The 14,708-nt window shown below is 71.7% G+C and carries 10 protein-coding genes; 3 read left to right on the forward strand and 7 right to left on the reverse strand.

Features of this window, described 5'->3' with window-relative positions:
- Nucleotides 1-44: 44 nt before the first annotated feature.
- The 4 genes from ACFVYK_RS27610 to ACFVYK_RS27625 all read right to left on the reverse strand — a co-directional run bounded on the left by ACFVYK_RS27610 (nucleotide 45) and on the right by ACFVYK_RS27625 (nucleotide 3,986).
- Complete coding sequence (locus ACFVYK_RS27610; RefSeq protein WP_389778652.1) at nucleotides 45-1,220, reverse strand: thioester reductase domain-containing protein; 1,176 nt, start codon at nucleotides 1,218-1,220, stop codon at nucleotides 45-47.
- A 68-nt stretch (nucleotides 1,221-1,288) separates the two neighbouring features.
- Entirely contained in the window at nucleotides 1,289-2,539 is a 1,251-nt protein-coding gene (locus ACFVYK_RS27615) for an aspartate aminotransferase family protein (RefSeq protein ID WP_389778653.1), read from the reverse strand.
- Nucleotides 2,540-2,559: 20 nt separating this feature from the next.
- The gene (locus ACFVYK_RS27620) at nucleotides 2,560-2,979 is read right to left on the reverse strand and encodes a type II toxin-antitoxin system RatA family toxin (RefSeq protein ID WP_389778655.1); all 420 of its coding nucleotides are present in this window, start codon (nucleotides 2,977-2,979) and stop codon (nucleotides 2,560-2,562) included.
- 35 nt (nucleotides 2,980-3,014) lie between these two features.
- Nucleotides 3,015-3,986 (reverse strand): BTAD domain-containing putative transcriptional regulator, encoded by a 972-nt coding sequence (locus tag ACFVYK_RS27625; RefSeq protein ID WP_389778657.1) that lies wholly within the window; start codon nucleotides 3,984-3,986, stop codon nucleotides 3,015-3,017.
- Between the two features lie 249 nt (nucleotides 3,987-4,235).
- On the opposite strand from ACFVYK_RS27625, the gene solA reads away from it, so the two are divergent.
- Complete coding sequence (gene solA / locus ACFVYK_RS27630; protein ID WP_389778659.1) at nucleotides 4,236-5,396, forward strand: N-methyl-L-tryptophan oxidase; 1,161 nt, start codon at nucleotides 4,236-4,238, stop codon at nucleotides 5,394-5,396.
- A 74-nt stretch (nucleotides 5,397-5,470) separates the two neighbouring features.
- Here the strand turns inward: solA and ACFVYK_RS27635 are convergent, their stop codons facing one another.
- From ACFVYK_RS27635 to ACFVYK_RS27645, 3 genes are all read right to left on the reverse strand, one after another.
- Nucleotides 5,471-6,301 (reverse strand): SDR family NAD(P)-dependent oxidoreductase, encoded by an 831-nt coding sequence (locus ACFVYK_RS27635; protein ID WP_389778660.1) that lies wholly within the window; start codon nucleotides 6,299-6,301, stop codon nucleotides 5,471-5,473.
- A gap of 622 nt (nucleotides 6,302-6,923) precedes the next feature.
- Nucleotides 6,924-8,252 (reverse strand): sensor histidine kinase, encoded by a 1,329-nt coding sequence (locus tag ACFVYK_RS27640; RefSeq protein ID WP_389778662.1) that lies wholly within the window; start codon nucleotides 8,250-8,252, stop codon nucleotides 6,924-6,926.
- 53 nt (nucleotides 8,253-8,305) lie between these two features.
- Nucleotides 8,306-9,049 (reverse strand): response regulator transcription factor, encoded by a 744-nt coding sequence (locus ACFVYK_RS27645; protein ID WP_389778663.1) that lies wholly within the window; start codon nucleotides 9,047-9,049, stop codon nucleotides 8,306-8,308.
- 240 nt (nucleotides 9,050-9,289) lie between these two features.
- Between ACFVYK_RS27645 and ACFVYK_RS27650 the strand changes: the two genes are divergently transcribed.
- Nucleotides 9,290-11,512, forward strand: a complete 2,223-nt coding sequence (locus tag ACFVYK_RS27650; protein ID WP_389778665.1) for an MMPL family transporter — start codon at nucleotides 9,290-9,292, stop codon at nucleotides 11,510-11,512.
- Between the two features lie 715 nt (nucleotides 11,513-12,227).
- Nucleotides 12,228-14,633 (forward strand): glycoside hydrolase family 44 protein, encoded by a 2,406-nt coding sequence (locus ACFVYK_RS27655; protein ID WP_389778667.1) that lies wholly within the window; start codon nucleotides 12,228-12,230, stop codon nucleotides 14,631-14,633.
- Nucleotides 14,634-14,708 lie beyond the last annotated feature (75 nt).

Consider the following 14,708-nt stretch of genomic DNA (forward strand, 5'->3'; position numbering starts at 1 on the left):
GGGTGCCCGGGGGGGGCACCGCCGGTTCGCGACCCGCGGGCGCCCTACGCTCCCGGAGCCGGCAGGACCCCGTGCCGCACGAAGTACGCGATGTAGGCGCCGAACACCGTCTCGTCGATGGCGGGGCACGAGACCCCGCTGCCCTTGAGCAGGTCGCCCGTGACGTCGTCGGAGAACTCGGCGACCTCCACCTTCTCCGACTCCACGAGGATGCTCAGGAGCGGGGCCATGGAGTTGGTGACGTCCGCCGCGACGGCCTTCATCCACTTCAGGATGCTGACCTCGCGCACGTCGTAGCCGGCGCCGCGCAGCAGCTCCAGGATCCGCTCGGAATCGAGCGTGCCGGGACTGACCTGGTGGTAGACCCCGCCCAGGCCGTCCGGGTGCCGGGAGGCGGTGACGATCACGGCGCTGACGTAGTCCACCGGCACCATGTTCATCTCGAGCCGGAACCTGCGCGGATACAGGCCGGTCTGCAGGGAGCCCTTGATGAACCGCCACACGAAGTCGTTCGGCTGGCAGGCCCCCGACTCCGAGTCGCCCCAGACCTGACCGGGGCGGTGGATCGTCACGGGCACGCCCCGCCGGGAGGCCTCCAGCACCAGCTGCTCGGCGACCCACTTGCTCTTGGTGTAGCCCAGCGACAGCGCCTGCGGCGGCCCGGTCGGGTCGAGTTCGCCGCGCGGCGCACGGTCGCCGCCGCCGGGGAAGACGCCGGTGGTCGAGACGTGGTGCAGCGGGGCCCCGGCGGCGCAGGCGAACCGCAGGATCTCGTGCGTGGCTTCCACCGTCGCCTTGCGCAGCCACTTGTAGAGGGTCAGGAAGTTGACCTTGGCCGCGGAGTGATAGACGGCGCCGATCCGCCCCGCCAGTTCGGCGTACGTCTCCTGCGCCATGCCGAGCCGCGGCCGGGTGACGTCCCCGGTGTGGACGCGGACGCGGTCCAGGTCGAGGCCGTCGAGCAGTTCGTAGGTGCGCAGGTTCTCCTCGAGGCGGGCCCGGGCGGCGGCGGTGTCCGCGCCCCGTACCAGGCAGTGCACCACGAGGCCCTCCCGCAGCAGATCCCTGAGCAGGAACGCCCCGAGAAATCCGGTCGCACCGGTGAGGAACACCTCGGACACCGTCCGGGGGTCGGGGGCCGGGAAGCCGGTGATGTCGTCGGCCAGGACGAGATCGGCGGCGAACTCCTCGGCTGTGTCCGTGAGTGGGGTCGAAGTCATGGTTGTCTACGGTCCTTCCGGTGACGTTCCGTTTCCGGAGTCGCTCCACGGGCCGGTCCCGCGACGCGTCAGGCGCCGCCGGCCGCCCCGGCTGTCGCATCGGTGAGCATGGTCATCGCCTCTTTGACGTCGCCCTCGGTGGCGATGATCGGTGGGAGCAGGCGGATGGTGGTGGGGCGGCTCAGGCACGGCGAGACGACCATGCCGCGCCGCGCGAGTCCGGTCAGCACGTCACCGGCCAGCTCCGGCGAGCGGTAGTCGACGCCCCACAGCAGACCGCGCCCGCGGGTCTCGGTCACGGCGTCGGGGAACTGCTCGCGCAGGTCCGCCAGGCCCTGTGCCATGGCGTGGGCGATCCACTCGCCGTCCTCGGCGTGCCGCTCGATCAGGTCCAGCGCCACGGGGATCACCGCGGTGCTCAGGGGGTGGCCGCTGAAGGTGGCGGTGTGCACCATCGGGTCGGCGAGCAGCGGGGCGAACAGGCGGTCGTTGCCCACCGCGGCCGAGACCGGCATGACGCCGCCGCCCAGGGGTTTGCCGAGCAGCACGCAGTCGACGTCCAGTCCGGCCGCCAGCGCCACCGAGCGGGGGCCGCATCGGCGCAGACCGACCTGGATCTCGTCGGCGATGACGAACGCGCCGTGCTCGTGGGCGTCGCGGCACCACTGTCCGAGGACCGCCTCGTCGAGGAGGCGCACCCCGTTCTCGGCCTGGACCGGCTCGAACACGACTGCGGCGACGTCGTGTTCGCGCAGGGCCCTGGCCACGGAGCCGGGATCGTCAGGGCGGACCCGCACGACGCCCTGGAGCAGCGGCTCCAGCCCGCTCTTGAGACGCGGGTTGTCGGTCAGGGCGAGGGCGCCGAGGGTCTTGCCGTGGAAGGCGCCGTCGACCGCCACGACCGTGGTGCGGCCGGTGGCCATGCGGGCGAGCTTGACGGACGCCTCGACGGCGTCGGCGCCGCCGCAGCCGAAGTAGACCCGGCCGAGGCCGCCGCCGAGGTAGTCGGCCAGCCGCTCCGCGGCCAGCGGGGCGACGGCGGTCTGCACCGAACGGGTCGAGGCGGACATGCGGCCCAGCTGGTCGCGGACCGCTTCGGTGATCTCCGGATTGCCGTGCCCGAGCAGGGCGACCGCGTAGGAGCCGAAGTCCAGCAGGCTGCGGCCGTCCGAGAGGATCACCCGGGAGCCCTCGGCGGCGACCTCCACCGCTCCCTGGCCGGTGAATTTGCCGGCCGTCGCGAGCGCGGGCGAGAAGTGGCGCTTCACCCGTCTGAAGGTCTGTTTCGCGTCGACGGCGGGCGTGGTCAGCAGTGTCATGTCGTTGTCCCCTCCAGGTCCTACCGGCTCCGCTGGACGATTTCCTGCTGGTAGCTCTCCAGGGCCTTGGCCACGGCCGGGTGGATCATGTCGGCCAGCATGGGCAGCCCGACGTCGAACTCCACCTTGAGTTCGAGGCCGACGCCCCCGGCCTCCTCGACGACCTGCCAGTACCCCTCGTAGTGGGCGAGGTCCCCCTCGGTCTGACGGAACGTCAGCCGCCGCTCGGCGGGCTCGAGGACGTCCTCCTGCTCCCACTCCATCTCGGAGCCCTTGAGTTCGACGACCCACTCGGCGGTGCGGCGGTCTTCGTCCCGACCGGTGACCGTCACCTCCTGCACGCCCTCCAGGAAGCCGGGGAACGCCTCGCAGTCCACGAGGACCTTCCACACCGCCTCCGGCGAACCGGAACCCATGGCCGTGGTGTGCAGTACATGCATGATCAAGTCCTCTTCGCAGGGGTGGTAATCGATGGTCACGCCGAGTCTTTGCGGCGGGCCGGGAACCTCTCCTCGACGAGTGCCGAGAGGCGTTCCATCTCCGAGCGGAGGGCGTGCTGCGTCTGGGTCAGCTCCTCCACCCGGCAGCGCAGGCGCGCGAGTTCGTGCCCCTGGGTGCCGGGGCCGTCGACGAGTTCCGCGGCGCCGGGCCGCTCGGGGGCGAGTCCCGCGCCCGCCGTCTCGACGGGCTCCGTCCGGACGCTCCCCGGTTCACGCAGCACCCGGACGTTGCCGGGCCGGCCCAACGGGCCCGCCAGGTCCGCGGAGGGCCGCCGTGCGGTCTCGCGCACCACGCGCGCCTCGCCGTGCCGCCCGCAGCGTTCCAGCGCGACGGCCAACTGCTCCTTGAACCGCAGGTGCTGCGGATGGGCGACGACCAACTCCTCGAGCTGCTGCACGAGTTGCTGGTACTGCCCGGTGCGCAGCGAGGCCTCGCACAGGTCCCCGAGGGCCACCAGCCGCTCCTCCTCCAGCCGGGCGGCGGCGGCCGAACAGAGCGGTCCGCGCGAGCCCCCGTCCAGTGCCCGGCCGCGCCACAGGCCGAGGGCCTTGCGCAGCAGCAGCACCGCGGCATGCGGATCGGACTCGACCATGCGCCTGGCCCGCGTCACCTGGAGCCGGAACTGCACGCTGTCCAGCGCGTCGGGGCGCCCCTGCAGCACATAGCCGGGACCGCGCACCACCAGCCGCGGGGTGTTCGCCCGCGCGGGCTCCAGCTCGATCAACTGCTGCCGCAGCCGCGAGACGTGGGCCTGCAGCGCGTTGCCGGCCTTGTCCGGCACGCTGTTCCCCCACAGCTCGTGGATGAGTTCGTCGGTCGGCACCGGAGTCCCCAGACGGATCAGCAGCGCCCCGAACAGCGCCCGCTGTTTCGGACTGGTCAGCTGAACGGCCCGCTGCTTGACGTCGTCGTAGATCGCGGGGGGTCCCAGTACCCGGAACTGCATCGAAACCTCCAACAGTCGTCGCGGCCCGCACCACACCGCCCTCCGAGGTGATCACGCGGGAGAGGGCGGACGCATGAGTACTCAGGTACTCCAAAGCGCGGCCCGAGCCCGGCGCCCGACAGCGCCTGACGCCGCCGCCCGGGCGCGGGTGGCCGGCCCCAGGTGAGTGCCGGTTACTCATGCATGGCGCCGTGCGCGAATGGTCGGCTGGTGCCCGGCAGGGTGACGAGCGGCAGAGAGCAGGCCGGCATGACGCGTTGGGACGCCGAGACCGCGGTGGTAGGGCTGGGAACGTGGGGAGCGGCCGCCGTGTGGCGGCTGGCGTCCCGCGGTGTCGACGTCGTCGGGCTGGAGCGTTTCACCCCCGGCCATGCGCTCGGCTCCTCGCACGGCGGCTCCCGCCTGCTCCGGGTCGCCCGCCCGGAGCATCCCGGGCTGGTGCCGCTGGCGCGCCGGTCGAGGGAGCTGTGGGAGGAACTCGCGGACGCCGGGCGCGGGAACCGTGCCGGGCGGGAGTGCGTGTTCAGCGCGTGCGGCGGCCTGGTCATCGGGCCGGAGAACGGACGGGTCGCGGGCGGCACGCTGCGCGCGGCGCGCACCCACGGTGTCCCGGTGCGGACGTTCACGGCCTCCGCCCTGCGCTTCCGCTACCCCCGCCACACCGGCATACCCCGTCATCACATGGGGGTGTGGGAGCCGTCCGCGGGCGTCGTCCGACCGGAGCCCGCCCTGCGGGCCACGCTGGCCCTCGCGCAGCGGGCCGGCGCCCGCACGGTCACCGACTCCCGCGTCACCCGGGTCGAGCCGATACCGGGCGGGGTCCGCCTGCACCTGGCGCACCACTGCCTGACGGCACGTCAGGTGGTGCTGGCCGCAGGCGCCTGGCTGCCCACGTTGTTCCCCGGGCTGTCGTTGCAGACGGTCCGCGCGCCCCTGAGCTGGTTCCGCGAGCTGGAGGCGGACAGCGGCTTCGGCCCGGAGAGCTTCCCGTCGTTCAGACGGGAACTGGACGACGGACGCATCCTGTGGGGCGGCGGCGACCGGGACGGTCACGGCGTGGGACTCGGCCTGTACGACGCCATGGCCGCCGTCAAGCCGTCCGACCCCGAGGACACCGACCGTTCGGTCGTCGCCGAGGACTGGTCGGACCTGTCGCGCCTGCTGCCGGCCAAGGTGCCGGGTCTCGAGACGGTTCCCGCCCGGGTGGCGGTGATCACGCGCACCCGCGCTGCGGACGGACTGTACGTGCTCGGCCGCCCCGGCGGCGACCCCCGTGTGATCGTCGCGGGCGGCGCGGGCCTCCACGGCCTCGCCCAGGCCCCCGGCATCGGGGAGGCGGTCGCGGACCTCGTCACGGGCACGCCCTCGGCGGCGCCGTTGGACTTCCTCTCACCGGACCGCTTCGGCTGAGCGCCGTCGGCGGCCGCGCCCTCCCGGCCGACAAGCGCTGCCGCCGACGGCCGGAAGGGAGAGGCGGGTGTCGGCTACGCGGTGGCGTGGGCCTGGACCCGCTGGTCGGGCCGCAGGGCCTTGCGGCAGATCTTCTCGCCGACCCAGGCCACCAGGGTGCGCGGTCGCCGCGGGGTCAGGTGCGCGGAGACGGCGTTGGCGAAGCCGGGCGTCACGTAGGCGCGGTCCCGGTCGAGGGCCTTCAGCGCCGTCCGCACGACCGGCTCGGGAGTGGTGAAGCTGCCGGCGACGGCTGCGTTGCGCGTGCCGATCACCTCGAAGAACTTCGTCTCGACCGGGCCGGGGCACAGGGCCGTCACCCGGATGCCCCTCCCCCGGTACTCCTGGCGCAGCGCCAGCGAGAAGTTGAACACGAAGGTCTTCGACGCGCTGTAGACGGTCAGGTAGGGGCTGGGCTGGTAGCCGGCCGTCGACCCCACGTTGAGGACGGCGCCCTTACCGCGTTCCAGCATGCCCGGCAGCAGCGCATGGGTGAGATCGACGAGTGCGACGACGTTCACCATCAGCATGTCGTGGTCGCGGTCCGGAGCGATCTCCTCGAACCGTCCGGCGGTGCCGAACCCGGCGTTGTTGACCAGCAGGTCGACCTGCAGGGACCGATCGGCCAGTTCACGGGCCACCCGCCGGCCCGCGTCGGGCTGCGCGAGATCCTGCACCAGCACATGGGTCTTGACGCCGTGGACCCGCGTCAGCTCGGCGGCGAGCTCCTCGAGCCGGTCCCCGGAGCGTGCCACGAGGACCAGGTCGTGCCCTCGGGCTGCGAGCTGGGAGGCGAACTCCGTGCCGAGGCCGGAGGACGCACCGGTGACGAGGGCCGTGGTCGAAACGGTCGGGGCAGAACTCATGGCTGTTCCCTTTCGGCATGACGGCAGACACAGGGCGCGCCTCGGCAGGACATGGCGGACGCGGCCCGCGCCTCGGTGGATCGGCCGGCCGCCCGCCGCCCCTCGTTCGGGGCGCCCGGAGCCACGACACACCTGCGGCGAACGCAATCCCGGCACGTCGGCCAGGTCCGTGTCGGCCACCCTAGTGAGGGGAGCGGCTCCACGGAGCCCGCACTGACACGCCCTGACACGCACCCGACGCGCCCGTCCTCCCGCGGGGTGGTGCGGCAGGCTCGCGGTGTCGACGTCGCCCGTGGCGGGATCCACGGCGCTGATCCGCCCGGCGAGGAACTGCCCGGCGAGGAAGTGCGCCACGTACGGCCGCGCGGCCGGCCCGAAGGCAACGCCGTTCGAACCCCACAGCCGGTTCGGCGGGTTCAGCCGTCGCGTCTTCCACCGGTCGGCGAGAAGCCGGCCGTCGGTCGAGGCTCAAGTCGGCCTCGTCCACAACGGGCGGGGCGAAGCACCGGGGAACGAGAGTCGCCTTCGCCAAGGCCCTGGACGACCGTTGCGCTGGTCCAGCTGACGGTGGCACTGCGCCCGACGGAGCTTCCCTCATCGGGCGCAGTGGGGAGTCGACACCTCACAGAAGGGGAAAGGTCACTTCCGCGGTGGTCCCGTCACCCGGGCTCTCGAGGCGGACGATGCCGTCGTGCAGGTCCACCACGGCGGCGACGATGGCGAGCCCGAGACCGCTGCCTCCGCGTGCCCGGCTTCTGCTCCTGTCGGCGCGGTAGAAGCGGTCGAATACGTGCGGCAGTGCGTCCGCCGAAATGCCCGGGCCGTGGTCCTGGACGCGCAGAACGGCATGCCGGTCGTGCGTGGAGAGATTGACGGAGCAGGCCGCGTCGGACGGTGTGTGCATGCGGACGTTGGTGAGGAGGTTGCCGACGATGCCGCGGAGCTGTGCCTCGTCACCCCGTACGGTCACACCGGGGGCGACACGGACCGTCCACGGACGCTCGGGTTCGACTGCCGCCGCGTCACGGCAGGATTCGGTGACCACCCGGCTGAGGTCGACCGGTTCGAGGTCGGCCAGGTCGTCCTCGTCGACGCGGGCGAGCGTCAGCAGCGACTCCACCAGCCGGGTCATGCGGTGGACCTCGGCCAGCATGCGGTCGACGGCCTCGTCGACCGCGTGAGCGTCGGGCAGGGCTCCTTGCTGGTAGAGCTCGCCGTAGCCGCGGATCGACTGCAATGGGGTCCGCAGTTCGTGAGAGGCGTCCGCCACGAACTGACGCAACCGGTCCTCGGAGGCATCGCGGGCGGCGAGGGCGGCATGGATCTGGTCCAGCATCCGGTTGAGGGCGGCTCCGAGCCGTCCCACCTCGGTCCGCGAGGCCTCACGGACGTCCACCAGTCGCTGCGCGAAGTCGCCACCGGCGATGCGGTCCGCGGTCATGGCGGCGTGCTCCAGAGGACGCAGCGAGCGCCGTACGATCACGGTGCTCAGGAGCACGAGCAGGGCGACTCCCAGCAGTTCGACGGCGATGACGACCCGGACGACCCTGCCGACGGCGGCCTCGGTGGCGGCGGTGCTCACGGCCGCCACCGCCGTCCGGCCGTCGGGCAGCGCGGTGGTGGCGAGCCGGTACTTCTGCGTGCTGGAAGACCGGGCCGCCGGCACGGTCACCGGTGTGTCGGCGCGCGGTGGCCGGTCGGGGTAACGCGGGCCGGGTCCGGCCGGGCGTTCGTCGCCTCGGAGGACGGCGATGTACAGGTCACCGCCCGCCCTGACCCAGCCGTACGTTGCGAAGCGCTTGCCGGTGACGCTCACACCGGAGGCGGCCGCGGCGGCCATGCCGGAGGTGCTGGCGGCCAGCTGACGGTCGAGCTGGTCGTACAGCGAACTCCTGAGCGCGCTGAAGGTCACCATGCACGCGATCGTCAGGACCAGGTTGGACACGGTCATGATCAGCAGGCTCAGTCGCGTCCTCAGGGGCCGGTTGCGCCACCACCGGGCGCTCAGCACAGGGGGCCCCGCAGGCTGTAGCCGACGCCTCGGTGTGTGCGGATCAGGCGTTCGCCCTGACCGTCGATCTTGCGGCGCAGGTAGCTGATGTAGGTGGCGACCACGGTGTCGTCGCCGTTGAAGTCGTAGGACCAGACGTGCTCCAGCAGCCGGGCGCGGGTGACCACCTGCCCTTGGCGCAGCATCAGGTACCGCAGGAGCCGGAACTCGGTCGGGGACAGGTCGACGACGGCACCGTCGCGCTTCACCTCCCGTGTCCTGGTGTTCAGGGTCAGGTCGGCGACCCGCAGCGTGGGATCGCTCGGGCGCTGTACCCGGGTGCGGCGCAGCACGGCGCCGATCCGTGCGGCCACCTCGTCGAGCCCGAAGGGCTTGGTGATGTAGTCGTCCCCACCCGCGGTGAGCCCGCGGACCAGGTCCTTGCGGGTGTCGCGGGCGGTGAGGAAGACGACGGCGACCGGCAGGCCGTCACCGCGGATCCGCTGCAGAACCTCGAATCCGTCGCTGTCCGGCAGCATGATGTCGAGCAGGATGAGCTCGGGCATGAAGTCCCGTGCCAGCGTCAGCGCCTCGCGCCCGGAGTCGGCGGTGCGCACCTCGTAGCCGAGGAAGCGCAGGAACCGGGCGACGGTGTCCACGATCGCCGGTTCGTCGTCGACCACCAGAAGACGCCCCTGCCCGCTCGGCGCCCTGCGCCCCGCCCCCTGGTGCGTGTCGACGGTCCCGTCGTCGCTCATCCGTGAACCCTTCCCGCACATGCCACGGGACCCGGAACGGTCACCGGATCCCGCGCTCAAGCCTGCCTGCCGCTTCGGACATCTTCCATGGGAGTTCCGTGTGAGAACCGGCTCGGGCGGGGCGGAACCGCGCTCATCGTCCGGCACGGCTCCTAGCGTCGCGGATGCGGGGCCGCGCCTTCGTGTCTTCTGCCGCGCTTCCGCCCTTCGTATCCGCGCCTTCGTATCCAGGGAGCTTTCTTGTCCACGTTCCTGTACCGCCTGGGGAAGTTCTCCTACCGGCGGAAATGGACGGTGATCACCGGCTGGCTCGTGTTGCTGATCGCTCTCGCGGCGGCGGCCGTCACCCTCATGAAGCCGTTCTCCTCCGCCAGCAGCATTCCGGGAACCGAAGCCCAGCGGGCCCTCGACGTCCTCGACAAGGAATTCCCGTCCGGCGGTGACAGCGTCATGGGAAAGATCGTCTTCAGGACCGCAGCGGGCCGGACGGTGACGGCCGGGGCGGACGGAGCCGCGGTGCGCAAGGCCGTGGCCTCGATCGACACCGTGCCCGGCGTGAAGTCCGCGGCGGCGCCCGCGGCCGCCGCCGGCACCGTCTCGCGCGACGGCCGTACCGGGATCGCGTCGGTCACCTTCACCGCGGACAAGGCCGGCGACATCGACTCGGCCGCCACGGCGGCCATCGAGGAGGCCGCGGACCAGGCCCGCTCCGCCGGACTGACGGTGACCCTGGGCGGCAGCGCGTTCGATCCGGTGCCGACGGCCGCCGGAGGTCCCGGCGAAGCGGCCGGCGTGCTCGTCACCCTGATCGTGCTGGTCTTGGTGTTCCGCTCGTTGCGGGCGGCGATCATCCCGCTGGCCACCGCTCTGTTGGGCGTCGCGATCGGGGCTCTGTCACTGCTGGCCCTCACCCACGTCGTCGAAATGGACAGCACTGCCCTCATCCTGGCCGTGATGCTGGGGCTGGCCGTCGGCGTCGACTACGCGCTGTTCATCGTCTCCCGGCACCAGACTCAGGTCAGGGACGGGATGGACGCGGAGGAGTCGACCGCGCTCGCCGTGGGCACCGCGGGCTCGGCCGTGACGTTCGCGGGTGCCACGGTGGTCATCGCTCTGACCGCACTGACAGTGGTGCGGATTCCGTTCCTCTCGGTCATGGGACTGGGCGCCGCCCTCACGGTCGTCGTCGCGGTACTGCTGGCCCTCACCCTGCTTCCCGCTCTGCTGGGCCTGATCGGCCCGCGGATCGCCTCGAGCCGCGTCCCGGCGCTGCGCAGGTCGGCTCAGAAGGCGCAGGACAAACGGCGAGCAGGAGACGTCACCGCAGGCCGGCGGTGGGCGAGCCTGATGGCCCGGCGCCGCTGGAGCGTGCTCCTCCTGGGCACGGTCGGACTGGCCGTACTGGCCATACCGGTCGCAGACCTGCGGCTCGGACTCGCCCGGCCCAGTTCGAGCGAGGAGGCCGTCCGCGCGCAGGAGATGACCGACGAGGGATTCGGGCCCGGCTACAGCGGTACGTTGACCATCCTGGTCCAGGGAGACGGCGGCGCCGCCACCCGGTCGGCCGCGAAGGCCGTAGCCGATGCGGTGGCGAAGCTGCCCGACGTCGCCTCGGTCACCGCTCCGGTGCTCAGCAGGACGGGAGACGCGGCCGTCGTCAGTGTCACGCCGGGCAGCGGACCCCAGTCAGAGCGCACCGAGCGTTTGTTGACCGACATCCGCACTGCTCGCGACGGCATCGAACGCGGAACTGACACCGACGTCGACGTCACAGGCACCACGGCCGTCAACCTCGATGTCGCCTCGAAGCTCACCGACGCTCTGCCGGTCTACTGCCTGTTGGTGATGGGGCTGGCTGTTCTCCTGCTCACCCTGGTCTTCCGTTCTATCGCCGTACCCCTCAAGGCGGCCCTCGGCTTCCTGCTCTCCCTCGGCGGGTCTCTGGGCGTCCTGGTCGCCGTCCTGCAGTGGGGCTGGTTCTCCTCCGTACTGGGCACCGAGGCGAGCCCCACGGTGATCAGCTTCCTGCCCATCCTCCTGGTCGGAATCCTCTTCGGCCTGGCGATGGACTACGAGGTCTTCCTCGTCTCCCGCATGCGTGAGGAGCACACGAAGGGCAAGAGTCCCGTCGACGCCATGGTTCAGGGCTTCGGACACGGTTCGAAGGTCGTCACCGCCGCGGCGGTCATCATGGTCAGTGTCTTCGGGTCCTTCATCTTCGCCGACATCCAGGTGACCAAGGGCATGGGCCTCGCACTGGCCGTCGGCGTCCTGCTCGACGCCTTCGTCGTCCGCATGACCCTCGTCCCCGCGGCCATGGCCGTTCTCCGGCACGCCGCGTGGTGGCTGCCCCGGTTCCTGCGGCGAACGTTGCCCAACATCGATGTCGAGGGTGAGCAGCTGACCCTCCGGCAGACTCCTCAGACCCAGCCCGGCCGGACGGAGGATGCGCTGACCCGCTGACCCACGGGGCGCGCGGTGACCTCGTCCTGTGGAGCGGCTGGCCAGTGCGAACGCTTTCCCGTCCCCGGCGGGCTGAGAGATGAAGCCATGGCCCGGACGGGCGCCCCCAAGAGCGTCAACGGCCCGGCGGCCGAGGCACCCGACGGGCGATCCTCGCCGGTCGTGCTCATGGGACGAAGTCCACGGCCGCCGGTCCGGACTTTTCGGAGCCGACCTCCCGCCGCCCGCCGCACAGAGCCACGTAGGCGACCTCGTCTCATTCCTGGCTGTACGGCTTCTTGACGCCTCTCGTAGGTCGACCCTAGAGTCCCGGAGCAGAAATCATCACCCAGTGATGAGAACGTTTCGGATCGGTGTGGTTCATACCCGGCCCGGCTCGACCGCGGGGCCGCGCGGGACTCGCACCGGTCGATCTTCGCACCTCTCCCGTTTGACGGAAGGATGATCGCGCCCCCGTCCGGCGAAGAGTGGGAGCGCTCCCACTCGCCGATGCTCGTGATCGCACGGCCGCGCGCCCGCGCGGACATCGCACCTCGTGTCGCGCCGGGCCGCGACGCACCAGGCACGACCGCACCGCCGCACCACCGCGAGCCATTCCCCACGTCAGGCCGTTCGGTGTTCTCCCGCTCGGTGTCATCGCCGGGTACGCCGTCGCATGTGCACATGCGTCGTGCGGCCAACGGCCGGACTCCATAAGGCCATTGAGGAGAAGACCATGCATACGGCACCGAGAGCCGCTCTCGCGGCGCTGGCCCTGGTGGTGAGCAGCGCCGGCCTGGCCGGTCCCGCGCAAGCGGGCGTGGCGCGACCGGAAACCGGCCAGGCCGCCCGCGCGGTCGCCGCCACCGACGCCGCGGGTCCGGCGATCAGCGTGGACGCCACCACCGGACGGCATGCCATCGATCCGCACATCTACGGCATGAACTTCGCCGACGAGGCGCTGGCCCAGGAACTGCGCCTGCCGCTCAGCCGCTGGGGCGGCAACGCGACGACGCGGTACAACTACAAACTCGACGCCTACAACGCGGGTTCCGACTGGTACTTCGAGAACCTGCACTACGACAACGACCCGGCGGCTCTGCCCGCCGGGTCCCAGGCCGACAGGTTCGTCGAACAGAACCGCAGGACCGGCACCGACTCGGTGCTCACCGTGCCGCTGGTAGGCCGGACGACGGCGGCCCGCAACGACGCCTGCGGCTTCAGCATCGCCAAGTACGGTCCCCAGCAGGGCAGCGACGCCCAGTGGCGGCCCGACTGCGGCAACGGCAAGAAGCCCGACGGCACCGACATCACCGGGAACGACCCGGCAGACACCAGCATCGCCATCGGCGCGGACTTCACCAAGGGCTGGGTGCAGTACCTCGACGGCGCCTACGGCAAGGCCGGCAACGGCGGGGTGCGCTTCTACAACCTCGACAACGAACCAGACCTGTGGCACGCCACCCACCGGGACGTGCACCCGACCGGCGCGAGCTACGACGAGATGCGGGACAGCACCTACGCCGCCGGCGCCGCCATCAAGGACGCCGACGCCGGCGCGCAGACCCTCGGCCCGGTCGGCTGGGGCTTCAACTCCCTGATCTACTCGGGCCTCGACCAGGACGTCTGCAGCAAGCAGGGCGGCAGCTGCTGGTCGGACCCGCCGGACCGGGCGGCGCACGGCGGTGTGCAGTTCGCCCCCTGGTACCTGCAGCAGATGAAGGCGTACGACCAGGCCCACGGCCGCCGGATCCTGGACTACTTCGACGAGCACGTCTACCCGCAGCAGGCGGGGGTGGCGCTGGCCGGCGCCGGTGACGCCGCGACCCAGGCGCTGCGGCTGCGCTCCACCAGGCAGCTGTGGGACCCGTCCTACGTGGACGAGAGCTGGATCAATCAGCCCATCCAGTTCATTCCCCGGATGCGCTCGCTGGTCGACCAGAACTACCCGGGCACCAAGCTGGCCGTCACCGAGTACAACTGGGGTGCGCTGGACCACATCAACGGCGCCCTGGCGGAGGCCGACGTCCTGGGCATCTTCGGACGCGAGGGCCTGGACCTGGCCACCTTGTGGTCACCGCCGAAGGCGACCGACCCCGGTGCCTACGCCTTCCGGATGTTCCTCGACTACGACGGCAACGGCGGCGCCTTCGGCGACACCGCCGTCAAGGCCGCCAGCGCCGACCAGGACACCCTCTCGGTCTACGCGGCCGAGCGCAGCTCCGACCACGCGACGACGGTCATGGTGATCAACAAGACCACCGGCGACCTGACCGCGCCCGTTTCCGTCACCGGCCGCACCGCCCTCCCTGCCACCGCGCAGGTCTACCGCTACGGCCAGACCGACCTGACCAAGGTCGAGCACGCCGCCGACCAGCCACTGTCGGGCGGCGCCTTCACAGGCAACTTCCCGGCGTACTCGATCACCGAGTACGTCATCCCGGCCGGTTCGACCAGCACCACGCCGCCTTCCGCCCCCGGCACCCCGGCGGCCTCCGCGATCGGCGCCGACCGGGCCACCCTGACCTGGGCCGCCTCCACCGCCGGGTCCGCCCCGGTGGCGTCCTACCAGGTCTTCTCCGGCGACCCCGCCGGGTCCGCCCCGGTCGCCACGGTGAACGCCCCGGCCACCACCGCCACGATCACCGCACTGAGCCCGGCCACCGCGTACACCTTCCGGGTCGTGGCCAAGGACACCGCCGGCCGCAGCTCGCCGGCGTCGGCCCCGGTAACCCTGACCACCACGAGCGCGCCTCCCGCCGACTGCACCATCGGCTACAGCGTGAGCACCGACTGGGGCAGCGGCTTCACCGGAAACGTCAGGATCACCAACCAGGGCGCTCCGGTCAACGGCTGGCAGCTCGGCTTCTCCTTCACGGGCAACCAGAAGATCACCCAGGGTTGGAACGGCACCTGGTCGCAGAACGCCGCGGCGGTCACCGTCAAGGACACCGGCTGGAACGCGGCCCTGCCCACCGGCGCCTCCACCACGATCGGCTTCAACGCCGCCTACAGCGGCGGCAACCCCGCACCGAAGGGCTTCACCCTCAACGGGAAACCCTGCGCAGTCGTAGCCGGCACCGCGGCCGCGCGCGTCATGACCGCCGTCGGGCACGCGCCCGGCGGTCAGACGGTGCGGTGACACCCGGGCGTGACCCCGGCCCCCACGTTACGCGGTGTAGCCCCCCCCCGTGCCGGGAGCGGCATAAGACGGGCT

This window comes from Streptomyces sp. NPDC058291 (genome assembly GCF_042880855.1).
Taxonomy (GTDB): Bacteria; Actinomycetota; Actinomycetes; order Streptomycetales; family Streptomycetaceae; genus Streptomyces.

Excerpts from the sequence above, each read along its gene's own strand:
- ACFVYK_RS27625 (WP_389778657.1), bottom strand. The coding sequence starts at position 3,986 with ATGCAGTTCCGGGTACTGGGACCCCCCGCGATCTACGACGACGTCAAG.
- ACFVYK_RS27610 (WP_389778652.1), bottom strand. The coding sequence starts at position 1,220 with ATGACTTCGACCCCACTCACGGACACAGCCGAGGAGTTCGCCGCCGAT.
- solA (WP_389778659.1), top strand. The coding sequence starts at position 4,236 with ATGACGCGTTGGGACGCCGAGACCGCGGTGGTAGGGCTGGGAACGTGG.
- ACFVYK_RS27620 (WP_389778655.1), bottom strand. The coding sequence starts at position 2,979 with ATGCATGTACTGCACACCACGGCCATGGGTTCCGGTTCGCCGGAGGCG.
- ACFVYK_RS27655 (WP_389778667.1), top strand. The coding sequence starts at position 12,228 with ATGCATACGGCACCGAGAGCCGCTCTCGCGGCGCTGGCCCTGGTGGTG.
- ACFVYK_RS27635 (WP_389778660.1), bottom strand. The coding sequence starts at position 6,301 with ATGAGTTCTGCCCCGACCGTTTCGACCACGGCCCTCGTCACCGGTGCG.
- ACFVYK_RS27645 (WP_389778663.1), bottom strand. The coding sequence starts at position 9,049 with ATGAGCGACGACGGGACCGTCGACACGCACCAGGGGGCGGGGCGCAGG.
- ACFVYK_RS27615 (WP_389778653.1), bottom strand. The coding sequence starts at position 2,539 with ATGACACTGCTGACCACGCCCGCCGTCGACGCGAAACAGACCTTCAGA.
- ACFVYK_RS27640 (WP_389778662.1), bottom strand. The coding sequence starts at position 8,252 with ATGACCGTGTCCAACCTGGTCCTGACGATCGCGTGCATGGTGACCTTC.